Raw genomic sequence first — 17,131 nt, 5'->3', positions numbered from 1 at the left:
ACCATGGAGGACGCGGCCCGGGGTGATCCGGTTCGCGGCGGCAAGAGTGACCAGATTCACTCGGGGAGTCGTCGTCGCAGGTCACGAAGGCTCACACACCCCGTGCAGCCCCTCGTGAACCCCTGGAAAACACCCGTCATGCCCGCGCAACGACCCGGCAACCTCCTGCCGTCAGGATCGCTCCATGACGGCGTCGAACCCTCCTCGCGACGAGTCCCTCCACCGCCCCGGCGGCCGGCCGCCGCGTGGTGCCCACCCAGACAGTCACCTCGACAGTACGGCGCAACTCATGAACCGGATCACCAGCCAGCTCGGCAGCCAGCTCAGCCTCGTCTCGCTCGACGGCACGCGCCGCCAGGCTTCGCCCGCGCTCGTCCTCGTGGGGCACGGCAGCCGCGATCCGCGCGCGCTGAGCACCATACGCACCTTGATCGAGCGGATCCGCGAGCTGCGCCCGCACCTCTCGGTGCACCTGGGCCACATCGAGCTGAACGAGCCCTTGCTGACCGACACGCTCGCCTCCCTCAGCGGCAAGGAGGACGCCGTCCTGGTACCGCTGCTGCTCAGCCGCGGCTACCACGTCAAGCACGACATCCCCGAAGCCGCGGCCGCCGCACCCGGCGTACGCACCCGCGTCGCCGCCCCGCTCGGCCCGCACCCGCTGCTCGTGGAGACGCTGTACGCGCGGCTCGTCGAGGCCGGATGGCGCACCAGAATGAGCGACAGCGCGCGCCGCGCGAGCGCAGTCGTGCTCGCCGCCGCCGGTTCCCGCGACCCCGACGCGGCTGTCGACACCCGCCGCACCGCCCAGCTGCTCGCCGAACGCCTCGGCGTCCCCGTCGTCCCCGCGTACGCGTCGGCCGCCGCGCCCACCGTCCCCGCGGCCCTGCGCGCCCTCGCCACCGGCGGCCGCCACCGGGTCGCCGTCGCCTCGTACTTCACCGCCCCCGGCCGCTTCGCCACCCAGTGCGCCGAGGCAGCCCCCTGGATCGCCGCCGATCCGCTGGGCGACCATCCGGCGATGGCCCGCCTCGTCCTGCACCGCTACGACCAGGCCGTCGCGACCCCCGAGCCCGCCCCGGAGCGCGCACTGGCCTCGGCCTGAACCGGACGGCTCCACCCCGTTCGGCACCGCCGAGTACGTCCCGATTGTCACTGCCTGCGTTTACTGTCGGTGGCATGGAAGGCATCGCACCGAAGGCACCCAAGGCATACGAGAACCACGCGGCGCACGACGGACGGCAGCCGTACGACGAGTCCGCAGTCGACCGCTTCGCCGTCGAGCCCGACAAACGCCCCGGCCGCACCGCCTTCCAGCGCGACCGCGCGCGCGTGCTGCACTCCGCCGCCCTGCGCCGCCTCGCGGGCAAGACGCAGGTCGTCACGCCGGGCACCAGGAGCCAGGTCTGGGACGCCAGTCCCCGTACGCGGCTGACGCACTCCCTGGAGTGCGCCCAGGTCGGCCGGGAACTGGGCGCGGCGCTCGGCTGCGACCCCGACCTGGTCGAGGCGGCCTGCCTCTCCCACGACCTCGGGCACCCGCCCTTCGGGCACAACGGCGAACAGGCGCTGAACGAGTTCGCGGAGGACTGCGGAGGGTTCGAGGGCAACGCGCAGTCCCTGCGCCTGCTCACCCGGATCGAGCCCAAGCGCTTCGTCCACTCGGACGCGGTGACATCGGCCGCGGGCGCGGTGGGCGGCGAGCTTGTCAGCGTCGGGCTCAACCTCACCCGCGCCGCCCTGGACGCCGCCACCAAGTACCCCTGGCCGCGCGGCGCCCACCCCACCGACCCCAAGTCGCCCAAATTCGGGGTCTACGAGGACGACCGGCCGGTCTTCGACTGGGTCCGCAAGGGCGCCCCCGGCAGCCGTACGTGCTTCGAGGCCCAGGTCATGGACTGGTCGGACGACGTGGCGTATTCGGTGCACGACGTCGAGGACGGTCTGCACGCGGGCCACATCGATCCCAACTGCCTGCACGCGGAGCCCGAACGGCAGGAGATCTTCGCGGTGGCCATCGGGCGGTACGTGCCCGCGGACACGGACCCCGCCGAGCTGTCCGAGGCCCTCGACCGCCTCCTGGACCAGGAGTGGTGGCCGCACGGGTACGACGGATCGGCCGTCGCGCAGGCCCGGTTGAAGGACGCCACCAGCCAGCTCATCGGCCGTTTCTGCCTGGCGGCGGAGGGCGCCACACGCGCGACGTACGGCAGCGGACGGCTCACGCGGTACGCGGCGGAGCTGGTCGTCCCTCGCGGTGCGCGCCACGAGTGCGCCGTCCTCAAGGCCGTCGCCGACCGGTACGTCATGCAGCGCGCCGAGCAGGAGCGGCTCCGCGCCGACCAGCGGATCGTCGTCGCCGAACTGGCGCAGGCGCTCACGGCCCGCGCGCCCGACGGCCTGGATCCGCAGTTCCGGGCACTGTTCGACCATGCGATCGACGACCGCACCCGTAAGCGCGTGATCGTCGACCAGATCGCTTCGCTCACCGATGCCTCGGCGCGTTCCCTGCACCTCAGGCTCACCACGCGTTCCCATGGGGGAGGACCTGTCCGGCGGATCGGGCCGGAGGAGAGCAGCGGTGCGTGACAAGCGGAGGTGAGCGAGGTCTGGTGCGTCCAGATGCAAGGCGTTGGGGGGAGTCGGCAACCGACGACAACGCCGCAGCTGGGCGTGCCGGACCTCGCGTCTCCGGCATGATCCGACGGACAGGTCCTGAAGGGAAGTGTGACCCTGCGTGGCCTGATCGGGCCACTCCCTCTTCCCGCATCACGCTCCGTGCGGGACGCTCGCATGTGGCGACATCCTTACGAGGAGGCATCAAGTGGTCGACGCGGATCAGACATTCGTCATCGTGGGGGGAGGTCTCGCCGGCGCGAAGGCGGCCGAGACGCTCCGAGCGGAGGGCTTCACCGGCCGCGTGATACTGATCTGCGACGAACGCGACCACCCCTACGAACGCCCGCCGCTGTCCAAGGGCTATCTCCTCGGCAAGGAGGAGCGTGACAGCGTCTTCGTGCACGAACCCGCGTGGTACGCGCAGAACGACATCGAGCTGCACCTCGGTCAGACCGTCGACGCCATCGACCGCATCGCGAAGACCGTCCGCTTCGGTGACGACGGCACCCTCGTCCACTACGACAAACTGCTCCTCGCGACCGGCGCGGAGCCGCGCCGGCTCGACATCCCGGGCACCGACCTCGCGGGCGTCCACCATCTGCGCCGCCTCGCGCACGCCGAGCGGCTGAAGGGCGTCCTCTCCGCCCTCGGCCGTGACAACGGGCACATCGTGATCGCGGGCGCCGGCTGGATCGGCCTGGAGGTCGCGGCGGCGGCCCGGGAGTACGGCGCCGAGGTCACCGTCGTCGAGTACGGGCCGACCCCGCTGCACGCGGTCCTCGGCCCCGAGCTCGGCCAGGTCTTCGCCGACCTGCACCGCGAGCACGGCGTCCGCTTCCACTTCGGCCGCCGGCTCACCGAGATCGTCGGCCAGGACGGCATGGTGCTCGCCGCCCGCACCGACGACGGCGAGGAGCACCCCGCCCACGACGTCCTGGCGGCCATCGGGGCGGCCCCGCGCACCGCTCTCGGCGAGGCCGCGGGCCTCACCCTCGCCGACCGCGCGCACGGCGGCGGCATCGCGGTCGACGAGCGGCTGCGCACCTCCGACCCCGACATCTACGCGGCCGGGGACGTGGCAGCCTTCCACCACACCCTCTTCGACACCCGGCTGCGCGTCGAGCACTGGGCCAACGCGCTCAACGGCGGACCGGCGGCGGCGCGCTCGATGCTGGGGCGCGAGGTGACCTACGACCGGGTGCCGTACTTCTTCTCCGATCAGTACGACGTGGGGATGGAGTACTCGGGGTGGGCGCCTGCGGGGTCGTACGACGAGGTGGTGATCCGGGGAGACGCGGGGAAGCGGCAGTTCATCGCGTTCTGGATGAAGGAGGGGCGGGTGCTGGCGGGGATGAACGTGAATGTGTGGGACGTCACGGATCCGATCCAACGGCTGATCCGCTCCCGTGCCCAGGTGGACACCGAGGCGCTGGCCGACCCGCACGTTCCGCTGGACAGCCTGGCCCCGTGACCGACGGCGGCATTCGGCTGCCCCACCCTCCCCCTGCTGTGATTCCCGGGGGACAACCCCCGGCCCCCCGGCCGGGGGGCGGTCACCTCGCCCCAGGAGTGTCAGTTCTGCCCCGTAGAATCACCTCGTGGCTGGAAGGATCAACGACGAGGACGTGAAGGCTGTTCGGGACGCGGTCCCGATCGACGCCGTGGTGTCCGAGTACCTCCAGCTGCGCAACGCGGGCGGCGGCAACCTCAAGGGCCTGTGCCCGTTCCACGACGAGAAGTCACCGTCCTTCCAGGTCAGCCCGAGCAAGGGACTCTTCCACTGCTTCGGCTGCCAGGAAGGCGGCGACACCATCACGTTCGTGATGAAGGTCGACCACCTCTCCTTCTCGGAGGCCGTCGAGCGCCTCGCCGGCCAGGCGGGCATCACGCTGCGGTACGAGGAGGGCGGGTACAACCCCTCCCACCAGCGCGGCGAGCGCATCCGTCTGGTCGAGGCGCACAAGGCGGCCGCGCAGTTCTACATCGAGCAGCTCGGCACCAGCGCCGAGGCCGACGCGGGCCGCACCTTCCTCGCCGAGCGCGGCTTCGACCAGGCGGCCGCCGCCCACTTCGGCGTCGGCTACAGCCCCCAGGGCTGGGACCACCTCACCCGCTACCTCCGCGGCAAGGGCTTCACCGACAAGGAACTGCTCCTCTCCGGCCTCTCCCAGGAGGGCCGCCGCGGCCCCATCGACCGCTTCCGCGGCCGCCTGATGTGGCCGATCCGCGACATCGGCGGCGAGGTCGTCGGCTTCGGCGCGCGGAAGCTGTACGACTCGGACAACGGACCCAAGTACCTGAACACGCCCGACACCGCGATCTACAAGAAGTCCCAGGTCCTGTACGGCATCGACCTCGCCAAGAAGGAGATCGCCAAGAGCAGCCGGGCGGTCGTGGTCGAGGGCTACACGGACGTGATGGCCTGCCATCTGGCGGGGATCACGACGGCGATCGCGACCTGCGGCACGGCGTTCGGCGGCGACCACATCAAGATCCTCCGTCGGCTGCTGATGGACAACGGCTCGGCGCGCGTGATCTTCACCTTCGACGGCGACGCGGCCGGCCAGAAGGCGGCCCTGCGCGCCTTCGAGGACGACCAGAAGTTCGCGGCGGAGACGTACATCGCGATCGCCCCGGACGGCATGGACCCCTGTGAGCTGCGGCTCGCCAAGGGTGACGAGGCGGTCGCCGACCTGGTCGAACCCCGCACCCCGCTCTTCGAGTTCGCGCTGCGCCAGATCGTGCTGCGCTACGACCTGGAGACGCCGGCGGGGCGCGCGGCAGCCCTGGACGAGGCGGCGCCCATCGTCGCCCGCATCAAGAACAGCGGCGCGCAGCACGAGGTCGCCGTGCAGCTCGCCGGCATGCTCGGCATCCTCGACACCCAGTTCGTGGTCAAGCGGGTGGCCCAGCTGGCCCGCTGGGCCCGCGACCGCGGCGGCAAGGGCCCGGCACCGACCGGGCAGCGCCCGCAGCAGACGTACGCCGCCGTCCAGGCACCCGTCGGCGGTCCGGCGCTCAATCTCCGCAACCCTGTCTTCGCCACCGAGCGCGAGCTCCTCAAACTCGCCCTCCAGCGGCCGGAATTGGTGTCCCCTGCCTTCGACGCGTACGGGATCGACGAGTTCACCGCCCCGCCGTACGCGGCCGTGCGCCAGACGATCATGGAGGCGGGTGGCGCCGAGTACGGCGTCCAGGACCCCCAGGAGTATCTGGTCCGGGTCCGTGAGGCCGCCCCTGACGACGTGGTGCGCGCGATGGTCACGGAGCTGGCCGTCGAGGCGATCCTGCGCAAGACCGTCGACGAGGGCTACGCGGGCGACCAGCTCGTGATGGTCCGCCGCCGCGCCGTCGACCGCCGTATCCGGGACGTCCAGGGCTCCCTGGCCCGGCAGAGCGCCCACGGTGACCCGGCGCAGCTGGCGGCCGTGCAGAACGAGTTGTGGGTGCTGCAGCAGTACGGGCAGGCGTTGCGCGAGCGGGGCGCGGAGGCGCTCTGAGGCCTGTGGGGCCCTGCCGCAAGGCGCAGGGCGCACATGCCAAATCTGGTCCACCCTTCAATCTGTTTTGCGCCGGGTGAGCTGCGCACTCGTACGACACGGTAACCGTGCGGTCACGGACCGGACGCAAAAAGTCACCGCACGCCCCTCGTGGCGGCGATGTGTCGTACTCCACACTGGGTTCCGGTGCCTGAGTCCTCGGAGCGCGGCCGACCCGAACGCGACGGGTCCCCGATCCCCGCGGTTCCGCTAAACGACTACGGGATGGACAGCGGCGAGGCCGTCGACCCCATCCCCGACGTACCGCTGCCGCACGTCTCAGCAGCGACATTCCTGGAGGTCGCCCCCGTGCAGACCCAGACCCTCACCCAGACCGACATCACCACGGACACGGACACGGACGCGGATACCGACGTCGTCACGGCGGTACCCCCGCAGAGCCGTGCCGCGCACCACCCCGAGGCGGAGCCGGAGGGCCCGCCCGGACCGGACGAGCCGCCCGTGGGCGCCGTCGAGGCCCCCGAGGTCGAGGCCGAGGCCCCCGAGCCCGTCGCACTGCCCCGCGGCCGTACGGCCGACACCGGTGGTCCCTCGTCCGACCTGTTCCGCCAGTACCTGCGGGAGATAGGCCGCATTCCGCTGCTCACGGCGGCCGAGGAGGTCGAGCTCGCCCGCCGGGTCGAGGCCGGACTCTTCGCCGAGGAGAAGCTGCGTCTCACCCCCGACCTGGACAGTCAGCTCGCCCTCGACCTGGACAAGCTGGTCGTCATGGGCCGCATGGCCAAGCGCCGGCTCATCGAGGCGAACCTGCGGCTGGTCGTCTCCGTCGCCAAGCGGTACGTGGGGCGGGGGCTGACCATGCTCGACCTGGTCCAGGAGGGGAACCTCGGGCTCATCAGGGCCGTCGAGAAGTTCGACTACGCCCGTGGGTACAAGTTCTCCACGTACGCGACCTGGTGGATCCGCCAGGCCATGTCGCGTGCGCTCGCCGACCAGGCCCGGACGATTCGCGTCCCGGTCCACGTGGTCGAGCTGATCAACCGGGTGGTCCGCGTCCAGCGGCGCATGCTGCAGGAGCGCGGGTACGAGCCCACTCCCGAGGAGGTCGCCGCACACCTCGACCTGCCCAGCGAGCGTGTCAGCGAAGTCCTGCGCCTGGCCCAGGAGCCGGTGTCGCTCCACGCACCCGTGGGGGAGGAGGACGATGTAGCCCTCGGCGACCTGATCGAGGACGGTGACGCGACGAGCCCGGTGGAGTCCGCGGCCTTCCTCCTGCTCAGGGAGCACCTGGAGGCGGTCCTCTCCACGCTGGGCGAGCGTGAACGCAAGGTCGTCCAGCTCCGGTACGGCCTCGCGGACGGGCGCCCGCGCACTCTGGAGGAAATAGGCCGCATCTTCGGCGTCACCCGCGAACGCATCCGCCAGATCGAGTCCAAGACCCTCAACAAACTGAGGGACCACGCGTTCGCCGACCAACTGCGGGGCTACTTGGATTGAGCAGGGCTGTTTCCGCCCCCGCCGCCCCTGCCCGTCCCGACCCGGGGCTCCGCCCCGGACCCCGTTCGCGCGGTTTCCCGCGCCCCTTTTCAGGGGCGCGGGAAACCGCGCAATCCTTTGAGCGACGGGGATGGTCAGGGGCGGCGGGGGCGAAGAACCCCCGTGGGGCAGTCCTCAGTCGACCTCGGCCACCGCCTGCGCGAACTGGGCCTTGTAGAGCCGCGCGTAGGCCCCGTTCGCGGCGAGCAGGTCCGTGTGGGCACCCTGTTCCACGATCGAACCGTTCTCCATCACCAGGATGGTGTCGGCATCGCGAATGGTCGACAGACGGTGTGCGATGACGAACGACGTCCGCCCGTGCGCGAGCTTCGCCATCGCCTTCTGGATCAGTACCTCCGTACGGGTGTCCACCGAACTCGTCGCCTCGTCGAGAACGAGGATCACCGGATCGGACAGGAACGCCCGGGCGATCGTGATCAGCTGCTTCTCACCCGCGCTGACCCCGGTCCCCTCGTCGTCGATCACGGTGTCGTACCCGTCGGGCAGCGTACGGATGAACCGGTCCGCGTGAGCGGCCCGAGCCGCCTCCTCGATCTCGCCGCGCGTGACGCCCGCCCGTCGCCCACCACCACCCTTGCCGGAAGCGCTGCGCGCCCCCCCATCAATTCCGGCCCCGTACGCGATGTTCTCGGCGATCGTGCCCCCGAACAGCCAGGTGTCCTGGAGCACCATCCCGATCCCGGCCCGCAGATCGTCCCGGGACATGGTCGCGATGTCGACCCCGTCGAGAGTGATGCGCCCGCCCGTGACGTCGTAGAACCGCATCAGGAGGTTGACGAGCGTCGTCTTGCCGGCGCCCGTCGGACCGACGATGGCCACCGTGTGCCCGGGCTCGACCTTCAGCGACAGATCCTCGATCAGCGGCTTCTCGGGGTCGTACCGGAAGGACACGTTCTCCAGTGCCACCCGCCCGCGCAACTCGTCGGGACGGGCCGCCGGGACCGGGTCGCTCTCCTGCTCGTCCGCGTCGAGGAGTTCGAAGACGCGCTCGGCCGAGGCGACACCCGACTGCACCAGGTTCGCCATCGACGCCACCTGCGTCAGCGGCATCGAGAACTGGCGGGAGTACTGGATGAAGGCCTGCACGTCACCGATGGACAGGGAGCCCGAAGCGACGCGCAGACCGCCGACCACCGCCACCAGCACATAGTTCAGGTTCGACACGAACATCATCAGCGGCTGCATGACCCCGCTGTTGAACTGCGCCTTGAACCCGGCCTCGTACAACTGCTCGTTCTGCTCGGCGAACTGCGCCGCCGACTCCTCCTGCCGCCCGAACACCTTGACCAGGGTGTGCCCGGTGTACATCTCCTCGATGTGCGCGTTGAGCTTGCCGGTGGTGCGCCACTGCTGCACGAAGTGCGGCTGCGACCGCTTGCCGACGCGCGTGGCGACGAAGAACGAGAGCGGGACCGTGACCAGCGCGACCAGAGCGAGCAGCGGGGAGACCCAGAACATCATCGCGAGCACGCCCACGATGGTCAGCAGGGAGTTGATGAGCTGGCCCATCGACTGCTGAAGGGTCTGGCCGATGTTGTCGATGTCGTTCGTCGCCCGGCTCAGCACCTCACCGCGCTGCCGCTTGTCGAAGTACGACAGCGGAAGCCGCGACAGCTTCGCCTGCAGGTCCTCGCGCATGTGGTAGACGGTCTTGTTGACCGCCCGGTTCACCAGTCGCGTCGCCACGGCCATCAACAGGCCGGCCAGGACGAACACCACGAGCGCGAGCCCGAGCACCTCGCCGACCGCGTTGAAGTCGATGCCCTTGCCCGGAGTGAAGTCCGTCCCGGAGAGCATGTCGGCCATGGCGCCGTCGCCGCTCTTCCGCATGGACGCGAGGACCTCGGCCTTCGTGGCGCCTTCGGGCATCCGGCGCCCGACGATGCCCGCGAAGACCAGGTCGGTCGCCCGGCCGAGGATCTTCGGTCCGACCACCGAAAGGCCCACGCTGAGGACCACGGCGATCAGCATCGCGTACATCGTGGCCCGCTCGGGCTTGAACTGTGCGAGGAGCCGTTTGCCGGACCCCTTGAAATCCATCGAGCGCTGATCGGGGCCGCCCCCGGCCATCATCCGCCCCATCGGCCCCGCCATCAGGCAGCCTCCGCTTCCGTCAGCTGGGAGAGCACGATCTCCCGGTAGGTCTCGTTGTCCGCCATCAGTTCGTGGTGGCGCCCGGTGCCGACGACCCGGCCCTCGTCGAGGACCACGATCCGGTCGGCGTCCCGGATGGTCGACACCCGCTGGGCGACGATCACGACGGTCGCCTCGGAGGTCTCCTCGGAGAGCGCCGCCCGCAGTGCCGCGTCGGTCGCGTAGTCGAGCGCCGAGAAGGAGTCGTCGAACAGGTAGATCTCGGGGCGCTGTACGAGAGTGCGGGCGATGGCCAGACGCTGGCGCTGGCCGCCCGAGACATTTGTGCCGCCCTGCGCGATCGGCGAGTCGAGGCCGTTCTCGAGAGCCTCCACGAAGCCCTTGGCCTGCGCCACCTCCAGCGCGTGCCACAGCTCCTCGTCGGTCGCGTCCGGGTTGCCGTACCGCAGGTTCGTGGCCACCGTGCCCGCGAAGAGGTACGGCTTCTGCGGGACGAGGCCGACCGTCCTGGCCAGCAGCTTGGGCTCGATGGTCGCGACGTCCACGCCGTCGACGAGCACCTCCCCGTCGGTGGCGTCGAACAGCCGGGGGACCAGCCCGAGCAGCGTCGACTTGCCGCTGCCGGTGGACCCGATCACGGCGGTCACCTCGCCGGGCCGCGCCACCAGGTCGATGGCCTTGAGCACCGGCTCCTCGGCACCCGGGTAGCGGAACCCCGCCTCGCGGATCTCCAGGTGGCCGTGGCGCCGCAGTTCCAGGACGGGCGCGGTGGGAGGCACCACGCTGCTGTCCGTGCCCAGGACCTCCTGGATGCGCTCGGCGCAGACCTCCGCGCGCGGCACCATCATGAACATGAAGGTTGCCATCATCACGGACATCACGATCTGCATGAGGTAGGCGAGGAACGCCGTCAGATCGCCGATCTGCATGCCGCCGCTGTCGATGCGGTGGGCGCCGAACCAGACGACCGCGATGGACGACAGGTTCACCACGGTCATGACGATCGGGAACATCAGCGCCAGCATTCGCCCGGTGCCGAGGGACACCTCCGTCAGCTCGGTGTTCGCGCCCCGGAAGCGGTCCTTCTCGTAGCCGTCGCGCACGAAGGCACGGATCACGCGGTTGCCGGTGATCTGCTCGCGCAGCACCCGGTTCACGGTGTCCAGGCGCACCTGCATGGTGCGGAACAGCGGGCGCAGCCTGCGCACGATGAGGGTCACGGAGACGCCGAGGACCGGCACCACGGCGACCAGCACCCCGGACAGCGGCACGTCCAGGCCGAGGGCCAGGATGATGCCGCCCACGCACATGATCGGCGCCGACACCAGCAGGGTGAACGTCATCAGGGTGAGCATCTGCACCTGCTGGACGTCATTGGTGGTGCGGGTGATCAGCGAGGGCGCCCCGAAATGGCCGACCTCACGCGCCGAGAAGGACTGGACGCGGTCGAAGACGGCGGCCCGGATGTCCCGGCCCACCGCCGACGCCGTGCGGGCGCCGTAGTAGACGGCCCCCATGTTGCAGACCACCTGTGCCAGCGAAATTCCGATCATCACGGCGCCGAAGGACAGGATGTAACCCGTGTCCCCCTTCACGACACCGTTGTCAATGATGTGCGCGTTCAGAGTGGGCAAGTAGAGAGTGGCGCAGGTCTGCAGGAACTGCAGCAGCACCAGAAGAGAGATGGGCTTCTTGTACGGACTGAGGTAGGTCCGAAGGAGTCGTATGAGCACGCGGGGTCTCTCGGAGTCGACGACGGCAGGGCGATCGATGGACGATCAGTGGTCGATCGGCGGGCGATCGGTGGTGCACCACCCCCTATCGTCGAACACTCCACCCGTGTTACCTCAACCGATTAACTCAACTGCGGGCCAAGAGTGGACAAGACCTCAGACCTCAGACGTAGGCCGCTGGGGGCGCGTCACGCCCGGAACGCCCCCGGATGCGTCTGTTCGCGTACGGAGACGTACTGCTGCCGTACGGCCTGCCCCACGGCGAGTTCCTCACCCGGCTCCAGCACTTGGGCGACCGCACCCTGCCAGACGGGAGGCAGCCGCGGGTCGCGCGTGCCCTGCGAGACCCCGAGGGCCCAGGCCGCCTGCCGGGCCGCGCCGAGCGCCGCGTAGTCCGCGGGCTGCGGTACGACGACCTGCGCCCCGAACAGCGCGGGCGCGACCGCCTGGACGGCGGGCAGCTCGGCGACCGGTCCCAGGAGGAAGATCCGCCGTACGTCGACACCGCGCCCGCGCAGCACGTCCAGCGCGTCCGCGAGCCCGCACAGCATCCCCTCGAAGGCAGCCCGCGCCAGATGCTCGGGCCGCATCGACTCCCGCCGCAGCCCGGACAGCGTCCCCGCGGTGTGCGGCAGATTCGGCGTCCGCTCGCCCTCCAAATAGGGCAGCAGTACGAGCCCGTGGGCGCCCGGAGTCGACTTCATCGCCAGGTCGGACAGGCCCTCCAGATCGGGCACGCCGAGGAGTTCGGCGGCGCCGCGCAGCGCCCGTACGGCATTGAGCGTGGTGACGACGGGCAGATGCATGCCGGTCGCGTCCGCGAGGGAGGTGATCATGCCGGTGGAGTCCACCAGCGCCTCGGGATGCACGGCCATCACGGACCCGGAGGCGCCCAGTGACACCACCGCGTCCCCGAGCCCGATGCCGAGCCCGAACGCCGCCGCCATCGTCTCGCCGGTCCCGGCGGAGATCAGCAGCCCCTCCGGCGTGGTACCGGCCGCCTCGGACGGGCCGAGCACGTCCGGCAGCGCGGCCTGGTGCCCGAGTGCCAGCTCGACGAGATCCGGCCGGTACGCGCCCGTCGCCGCCGACCAGTAGCCGGTCCCGGAGGCCCCGCCGCGGTCGGTGGTCCGGCGCGCCGGGCGTCCGAGCAGCTGCCAGACCAGCCAGTCGTGGGCCTGCATGAGCACGGTGGTCCGCAGTGCGGCCTCCGGCTCGGTCTTGTTCAGCCAGCGCAGCTTGGTCACCGGCTGCGCGGCCTGCGGTACGCAGCCCACGGCCTGCGCCCACGCCTCGCGTCCGCCGAGCGCGTCGATGAGATCGGCGGCGGCGACCTGTGCCCGCTTGTCACCGCCCACCAGCGCCGGCCGCACCGTATTGCCCTGCGCGTCCAGCGGGACCAGGCCGTTCTGCTGCGCCGAAACGCCGATGGCCTGCACACCTTCGAGCAGTCCGCCGCCGGCGGCCTCGCCCAGGGACAGCAGCCAGGCCTGCGGATCGACGTCGGAAGGACGCCCGCCGCCCTCGGTGGCTTCCACCGGGTGCGGCGCATACCCCTGCCTGAGCACGGCACCCGTGTCCGTGTCGCAGACGACGATACGAGTGAAATCGGGCGAACTGTCCAACCCGGCGACTATCCCCATGGCGCAAATTCTGCCGTACTCCGGGGCATGACGGCTCGCGCGGGCATGGCGGGGTCGGAGTTCGCGACCCTGGCGTGGCCGGAGGGGCCGCGCTAGGTGTTGCTGGTGCCCCAGTCGTCGCCGCCGGTGCCGTTGGTGTTCCGTGCGCGCAGGGAGCGCACCCGCTCGGCTACCGAGTCGGGAACGTGGTCGCCCACCTTCTCGCTGACCACGTGGTACGCCTTGCCCGCGAACTCGCGGCCCTGCTGGGCGGCGCTCTCCGCGGTGTTGCGCACCGCCGGGTTCTGGGCAGCCTGGCGCGCGGACTTCTTCAGTTGCTCGTAGCGCTCGCGCCCGGCGCGCGTGCCGAGCACGTAACCCAGAGCCAGTCCGGCGACGAATGTGAGCCGGTAGCGCATGACGGCCACCCTTCCCTTGCGTCGGCATCGGTACGGGGGGAACCGATTGGGAGCACCCCCCCTGCTTGCGCTAATGTATGTGTCGCAGCGAGCGCACGCCCCCTGGCGAATACCCAGGTAGGTGCGTTCGATGCAACGAGGCATTCCTCCGTAGCTCAATTGGCAGAGCAGCCGGCTGTTAACCGGCAGGTTACTGGTTCGAGTCCAGTCGGGGGAGCTCGATCTCCTGTAGCTCAATTGGCAGAGCAGCCGGCTGTTAACCGGCAGGTTACTGGTTCGAGTCCAGTCGGGAGAGCAGCGGAAGAGGACCCCTCAGGGGTCCTTTTTCATGTCCGGGGGAACCGTGCAGGCCGCGCCGAAGTCCTCATGGTCGTGCGATGCCGACCATCCGAAGCAGGAGATCGTATGAGCGGCTATGCTGCGGCAGACGGCGCGCACAAATGTGCGCGACACGCCGTATGGGGCGGTAGCTCAGCCGGTTAGAGCAGCGGACTCATAATCCGTCGGCCGTGGGTTCGAGTCCCACCCGCCCCACTCCGCGCTACGCGTGAAGAAACGATCTGACCTGTGTGGTCACCGCCCTGACGGAGAGTCATCCGTCGGGGCGGAGTGCTGTCCGGGCCTGTGTACGCCAGATGTGGCGCCCGAGGGAACCCGACACGCCGAGGCCGTCGCACGGGCTCCCGGGACGGGCGTGCGGGTCGCCCCTCCGGCGGGCATGAGCGGTCGCCTCAGCGCAGCAGGAAGGCGAAGAGGTAGCCGAGGGCGTTGGTGGCCCAGTGCAGCCCCATGGGGGCGAGCAGGCTGCCGCTGCGGCGCCGCAGTTCGCAGAACAGGCAGCCCGCCGCGGCGGTGAACAGCACGGCTCCCGCGTCGACCAGGACCACACCCAGGACGGAATCCCCGAAGACGCCGCCCAGTGCGGGCTTGGCTCCGGCGAGGCCGAGCGACGGGAGGATGTGCCAGAGCCCGAAGAGCCCCGAGGAGAACAGCGTGGCGGGGAGCGGCCCGCCCACGCGCAGGACGAGGCCGTACAGAACGCCCCGGAAGGCGACCTCCTCCAGCAGGACCGTGCCCAGCGGAACGGTGACCAGGACGCGCAGGACCACCTTCGAGGCGCTCAGGCCGCTGGTCCGCTGATCCGCGAACAGGCCGCGCGTGAAGGGCAGCACGGCACCGCACACGTACACCGCGGCGACGATGCCGATCAGGGCCAGCGCCCACCGCAGTCCGCGTCCGAGGGTCTCCCGCGCGAGACCCACATCGCCCCAGCCGCCGCCCGCCCAGTACACGATCGCGAGCAGGACCCCTGTGACCACGAGCGAGACGGCCAGGCTCCAGCCGTGCGCCCAGCGGTTGTTGGCGATGTTGGTGAACACCAGCACCACGACGGTGGTGACGAGCGCCGTCGCCGTCGTGACGGGCCGCCGCAGGGAGAACCGTCGAACGCGGGGGAGCGGGGCGTGGGACAAGGGGATGAGCCGGCCGGGAGCGCAGCCGACTGCGTGGTGATCCCATCGTGCGGGGGCCCACCTGATGCGGCCACCTGGTCCCGGACGGTCACTCCATCGCGCGACGTGTGGGCGCGCGCAGGGAATCGGGGCCGTTAGCGTACGGATCATGAGCAGCGACGTGCCCGCATGGAGAGCGGTCCGGCAGCGGAGCGTCGCTGTCGTTCGGCAGCCGTACTGGGAGCAGCCCGACAGCTCCCACCTCGTCCGGCGCTGGCCCGACTTCACGGCCGCCTGCGTCGCGACGATCTTCTTCTGGCTCTCGCTCACACCCTCGCTGGTGCCGCGGCCCTGGCTGCTGCAGGGCGTGGTCGGCGGGATCACCGCGTCCATCGGGTACGGCCTGGGCTCGATCGCGAGCACCCTGGCGCGGGCCCTGCTGCACTGGCGGCCCGCCCAGCGGACGCGGGCGCGACTGTGGCAGGCGTACTGGATCCTCGGCATCGTCCTGTCCGTCGTGCTGATCACGGAGAGCGCGCACGCGCAGCGCCGGCTGCGCGAGCTCCAGGGGCTGCCGCCGTCGCTCACCTGGCACACCCCGCTGATGATGCGTCGAGTCGTCGTTCGGTGATGTGCGGAATCTGCTCGCCAGGACCGACGGAGCCCTGATCGTGGGCACCCCCAACTTCGCTCCGATCTCCCAGGAGATCCGCGACCACCGGGATGCCGGCAGTCCCGTCTGGCGGCCGCTGTACGACGACGGCCGGAACGTGCGGTTCGCCCAGTTCCCCGAAGAGGATCTGAGGCGTCCGGCATCGGTCTGGGGCCGGCCGCGGGCCGTCGTCCTGCAGAACGCCTCCGACCCAGCCGTGTGGTGGTCGACCGACCTGCTGCTGCACAAACCGGAGTGGCTCGACAATCCGCTGGGCCCGGACATCACCTCGGCCATCCACTGGTTCCCGTTCGTCACCTTCTGGCAGACCACGGTCGACATGGCGGTCTCGTACGGCGTGGAGGCCCCGCACGGACACCGGTACGGGGCCAACCCGGTGGACGGCTGGGCCGCGATCGTCCCGCCCGCGGGCTGGACGGAGGCGGACACCGAGCGCCTGCGCCGTCACATCGAGGAACGGGAGTCGCCGTACTGAGGTGCACGGGACGACGGTGCGTCAGACGGCGATGCGGCCGCCGTCCACCGGCAGAACGGCGCCCTGTACGAAGCTGGACCGGTCGGTCACCAGGTAGGTGATGGCGTCGGCCACCTCCTGGGCGGTTCCCGGTCGCCCGGCCGGTGCCTGGGAGGCCAGGACGTCGAGCGCCTCGGTCATCCCCGAGGTTCCCTCGGTGAGCGTCGGACCGGGGCTGACCGCGTTCACGCGCACACCGCGTGGCCCGAACTCCGCCGCCCACGCCTTCGTCAGCAGGACCAGGGCGGCCTTGCTCGACCCGTACAGGCTCATGCCGTCGACGCCGTACTGCGCGACCATCGTGGTGACATTGACGATCGCGCCGCGGCCGCGCTCGGCCATGGCGGGGGCGAGCTCGGCGACCAGGAAGTACGGCGCCTTCACATTCAGCCCGTAGACGGCGTCGAAGTCGGCCTCCGTGGTCTCCCCGGTCGGGCCGAAGGGGAAGACACCGGCGTTGTTGACCAGCACGTCGATCCCGCCGACGAGCGCCCCGGCCTGCCTGGCCGGCGCCCGCGCCGAGGCCTCGTCCCGCAGATCGGCCGCCACGAAGTGGGCCTCACCGCCGGCCGCCTCGATCTCCCGTACGACGTTCTTGCCGCGCTCGGCGTCGCGGCCCGACAGCACGACCCGCATGCCGAGTCCGGCCAGCGCGAGGGCGGTCGCACGGCCGATTCCGCTGGTCCCGCCTGTCACCAATACCGAGGTCCCGGACAGTTCGGGCGCCGTGGCTGCGGGCCTTGTTGCTGCAGACGTGGTTGCTGCGGACGTGGTTGCTGCGGACGTGCTTGCTTCGGACATGGATGCTCACTGCTCACTCTCGGATGTGTGTGCTCCCCCGCAAGGGGGCCCGGTGATCCAGCCGCCGGGTCTTCGGCGACTCGATGCACGGGGTGTAAGCCGCGGACGCTCCGCACACTTCCCGGGAGGTCATACGCGGGGCCGATGG

The 17,131-nt window shown here is 70.6% G+C and carries 13 protein-coding genes and 3 tRNA genes; 10 read left to right on the top strand and 6 right to left on the bottom strand.

The genetic code is table 11. The features are described 5' to 3' along the window. Positions 1 to 184: 184 nt before the first annotated feature. The 5 genes from ACIBK0_RS01425 to ACIBK0_RS01405 all read left to right on the top strand — a co-directional run bounded on the left by ACIBK0_RS01425 (position 185) and on the right by ACIBK0_RS01405 (position 7,616). Entirely contained in the window at positions 185 to 1,105 is a 921-nt protein-coding gene (locus tag ACIBK0_RS01425; protein WP_399074359.1) for a sirohydrochlorin chelatase, read from the top strand. A 74-nt stretch (positions 1,106 to 1,179) separates the two neighbouring features. Continuing rightward, positions 1,180 to 2,589: a deoxyguanosinetriphosphate triphosphohydrolase gene (locus tag ACIBK0_RS01420; RefSeq protein WP_399074357.1), complete on the top strand. Its 1,410-nt coding sequence runs from the start codon at positions 1,180 to 1,182 to the stop codon at positions 2,587 to 2,589. A gap of 235 nt (positions 2,590 to 2,824) precedes the next feature. After that, positions 2,825 to 4,090: an NAD(P)/FAD-dependent oxidoreductase gene (locus ACIBK0_RS01415; RefSeq protein ID WP_399074355.1), complete on the top strand. Its 1,266-nt coding sequence runs from the start codon at positions 2,825 to 2,827 to the stop codon at positions 4,088 to 4,090. Between the two features lie 127 nt (positions 4,091 to 4,217). Further along, positions 4,218 to 6,119 (top strand): DNA primase, encoded by a 1,902-nt coding sequence (dnaG, locus tag ACIBK0_RS01410; protein WP_399074353.1) that lies wholly within the window; start codon positions 4,218 to 4,220, stop codon positions 6,117 to 6,119. 186 nt (positions 6,120 to 6,305) lie between these two features. Further along, complete coding sequence (locus ACIBK0_RS01405) at positions 6,306 to 7,616, top strand: RNA polymerase sigma factor (protein ID WP_399074351.1); 1,311 nt, start codon at positions 6,306 to 6,308, stop codon at positions 7,614 to 7,616. Between the two features lie 174 nt (positions 7,617 to 7,790). Here the strand turns inward: ACIBK0_RS01405 and ACIBK0_RS01400 are convergent, their stop codons facing one another. The 4 genes from ACIBK0_RS01400 to ACIBK0_RS01385 form a co-directional block, all read right to left on the bottom strand. After that, entirely contained in the window at positions 7,791 to 9,770 is a 1,980-nt protein-coding gene (locus tag ACIBK0_RS01400; protein ID WP_399074349.1) for an ABC transporter ATP-binding protein, read from the bottom strand. Further along, positions 9,770 to 11,503, bottom strand: a complete 1,734-nt coding sequence (locus tag ACIBK0_RS01395) for an ABC transporter ATP-binding protein (protein WP_399074347.1) — start codon at positions 11,501 to 11,503, stop codon at positions 9,770 to 9,772. The genes ACIBK0_RS01400 and ACIBK0_RS01395 overlap by 1 nt, the downstream gene beginning before the upstream one ends. Positions 11,504 to 11,691: 188 nt before the next feature. Further along, on the bottom strand, positions 11,692 to 13,146 hold the full coding sequence (locus ACIBK0_RS01390; protein ID WP_399074345.1) for an FGGY family carbohydrate kinase: 1,455 nt from the start codon (positions 13,144 to 13,146) through the stop codon (positions 11,692 to 11,694). Between the two features lie 92 nt (positions 13,147 to 13,238). Further along, complete coding sequence (locus ACIBK0_RS01385) at positions 13,239 to 13,544, bottom strand: YtxH domain-containing protein (protein ID WP_399074343.1); 306 nt, start codon at positions 13,542 to 13,544, stop codon at positions 13,239 to 13,241. A 144-nt stretch (positions 13,545 to 13,688) separates the two neighbouring features. Here ACIBK0_RS01385 and ACIBK0_RS01380 point away from each other — a divergent pair. From ACIBK0_RS01380 to ACIBK0_RS01370, 3 genes are all read left to right on the top strand, one after another. Next, a tRNA-Asn gene (locus tag ACIBK0_RS01380) sits at positions 13,689 to 13,761 on the top strand. A gap of 5 nt (positions 13,762 to 13,766) precedes the next feature. Next, a tRNA-Asn gene (locus tag ACIBK0_RS01375) sits at positions 13,767 to 13,839 on the top strand. Positions 13,840 to 14,004: 165 nt separating this feature from the next. Next, positions 14,005 to 14,078 (top strand) — tRNA-Ile (locus tag ACIBK0_RS01370). Between the two features lie 197 nt (positions 14,079 to 14,275). Here the strand turns inward: ACIBK0_RS01370 and ACIBK0_RS01365 are convergent. Next, positions 14,276 to 15,016, bottom strand: coding sequence for a lysostaphin resistance A-like protein (locus tag ACIBK0_RS01365; protein WP_399074341.1), 741 nt, complete (start codon positions 15,014 to 15,016; stop codon positions 14,276 to 14,278). A gap of 148 nt (positions 15,017 to 15,164) precedes the next feature. Between ACIBK0_RS01365 and ACIBK0_RS01360 the strand changes: the two genes are divergently transcribed. Beyond that, positions 15,165 to 15,626, top strand: a complete 462-nt coding sequence (locus ACIBK0_RS01360; RefSeq protein ID WP_399074339.1) for an alpha/beta-hydrolase N-terminal domain-containing protein — start codon at positions 15,165 to 15,167, stop codon at positions 15,624 to 15,626. Between the two features lie 40 nt (positions 15,627 to 15,666). Next, positions 15,667 to 16,143: an alpha/beta-hydrolase family protein gene (locus ACIBK0_RS01355; RefSeq protein WP_399074337.1), complete on the top strand. Its 477-nt coding sequence runs from the start codon at positions 15,667 to 15,669 to the stop codon at positions 16,141 to 16,143. Positions 16,144 to 16,164: 21 nt separating this feature from the next. Here ACIBK0_RS01355 and ACIBK0_RS01350 read toward each other — a convergent pair whose 3' ends face one another. Further along, positions 16,165 to 16,983: an SDR family NAD(P)-dependent oxidoreductase gene (locus ACIBK0_RS01350; protein ID WP_399074335.1), complete on the bottom strand. Its 819-nt coding sequence runs from the start codon at positions 16,981 to 16,983 to the stop codon at positions 16,165 to 16,167. Between the last annotated feature and the right edge of the window lie 148 nt (positions 16,984 to 17,131).

The sequence above is a fragment of the Streptomyces sp. NPDC050564 genome (assembly GCF_044457265.1).
Classification (GTDB): domain Bacteria; phylum Actinomycetota; class Actinomycetes; order Streptomycetales; family Streptomycetaceae; genus Streptomyces.
The sequence above is the reverse complement of the archived record's forward strand: the minus strand, read 5'-3'. Positions and strand labels throughout refer to the sequence as shown.

Excerpts from the sequence above, each read along its gene's own strand:
- ACIBK0_RS01425 (WP_399074359.1), top strand. The coding sequence starts at position 185 with ATGACGGCGTCGAACCCTCCTCGCGACGAGTCCCTCCACCGCCCCGGC.
- ACIBK0_RS01420 (WP_399074357.1), top strand. The coding sequence starts at position 1,180 with ATGGAAGGCATCGCACCGAAGGCACCCAAGGCATACGAGAACCACGCG.
- ACIBK0_RS01400 (WP_399074349.1), bottom strand. The coding sequence starts at position 9,770 with ATGGCGGGGCCGATGGGGCGGATGATGGCCGGGGGCGGCCCCGATCAG.
- ACIBK0_RS01390 (WP_399074345.1), bottom strand. The coding sequence starts at position 13,146 with ATGGGGATAGTCGCCGGGTTGGACAGTTCGCCCGATTTCACTCGTATC.
- ACIBK0_RS01385 (WP_399074343.1), bottom strand. The coding sequence starts at position 13,544 with ATGCGCTACCGGCTCACATTCGTCGCCGGACTGGCTCTGGGTTACGTG.
- ACIBK0_RS01360 (WP_399074339.1), top strand. The coding sequence starts at position 15,165 with ATGAGCAGCGACGTGCCCGCATGGAGAGCGGTCCGGCAGCGGAGCGTC.
- ACIBK0_RS01350 (WP_399074335.1), bottom strand. The coding sequence starts at position 16,983 with ATGTCCGAAGCAAGCACGTCCGCAGCAACCACGTCCGCAGCAACCACG.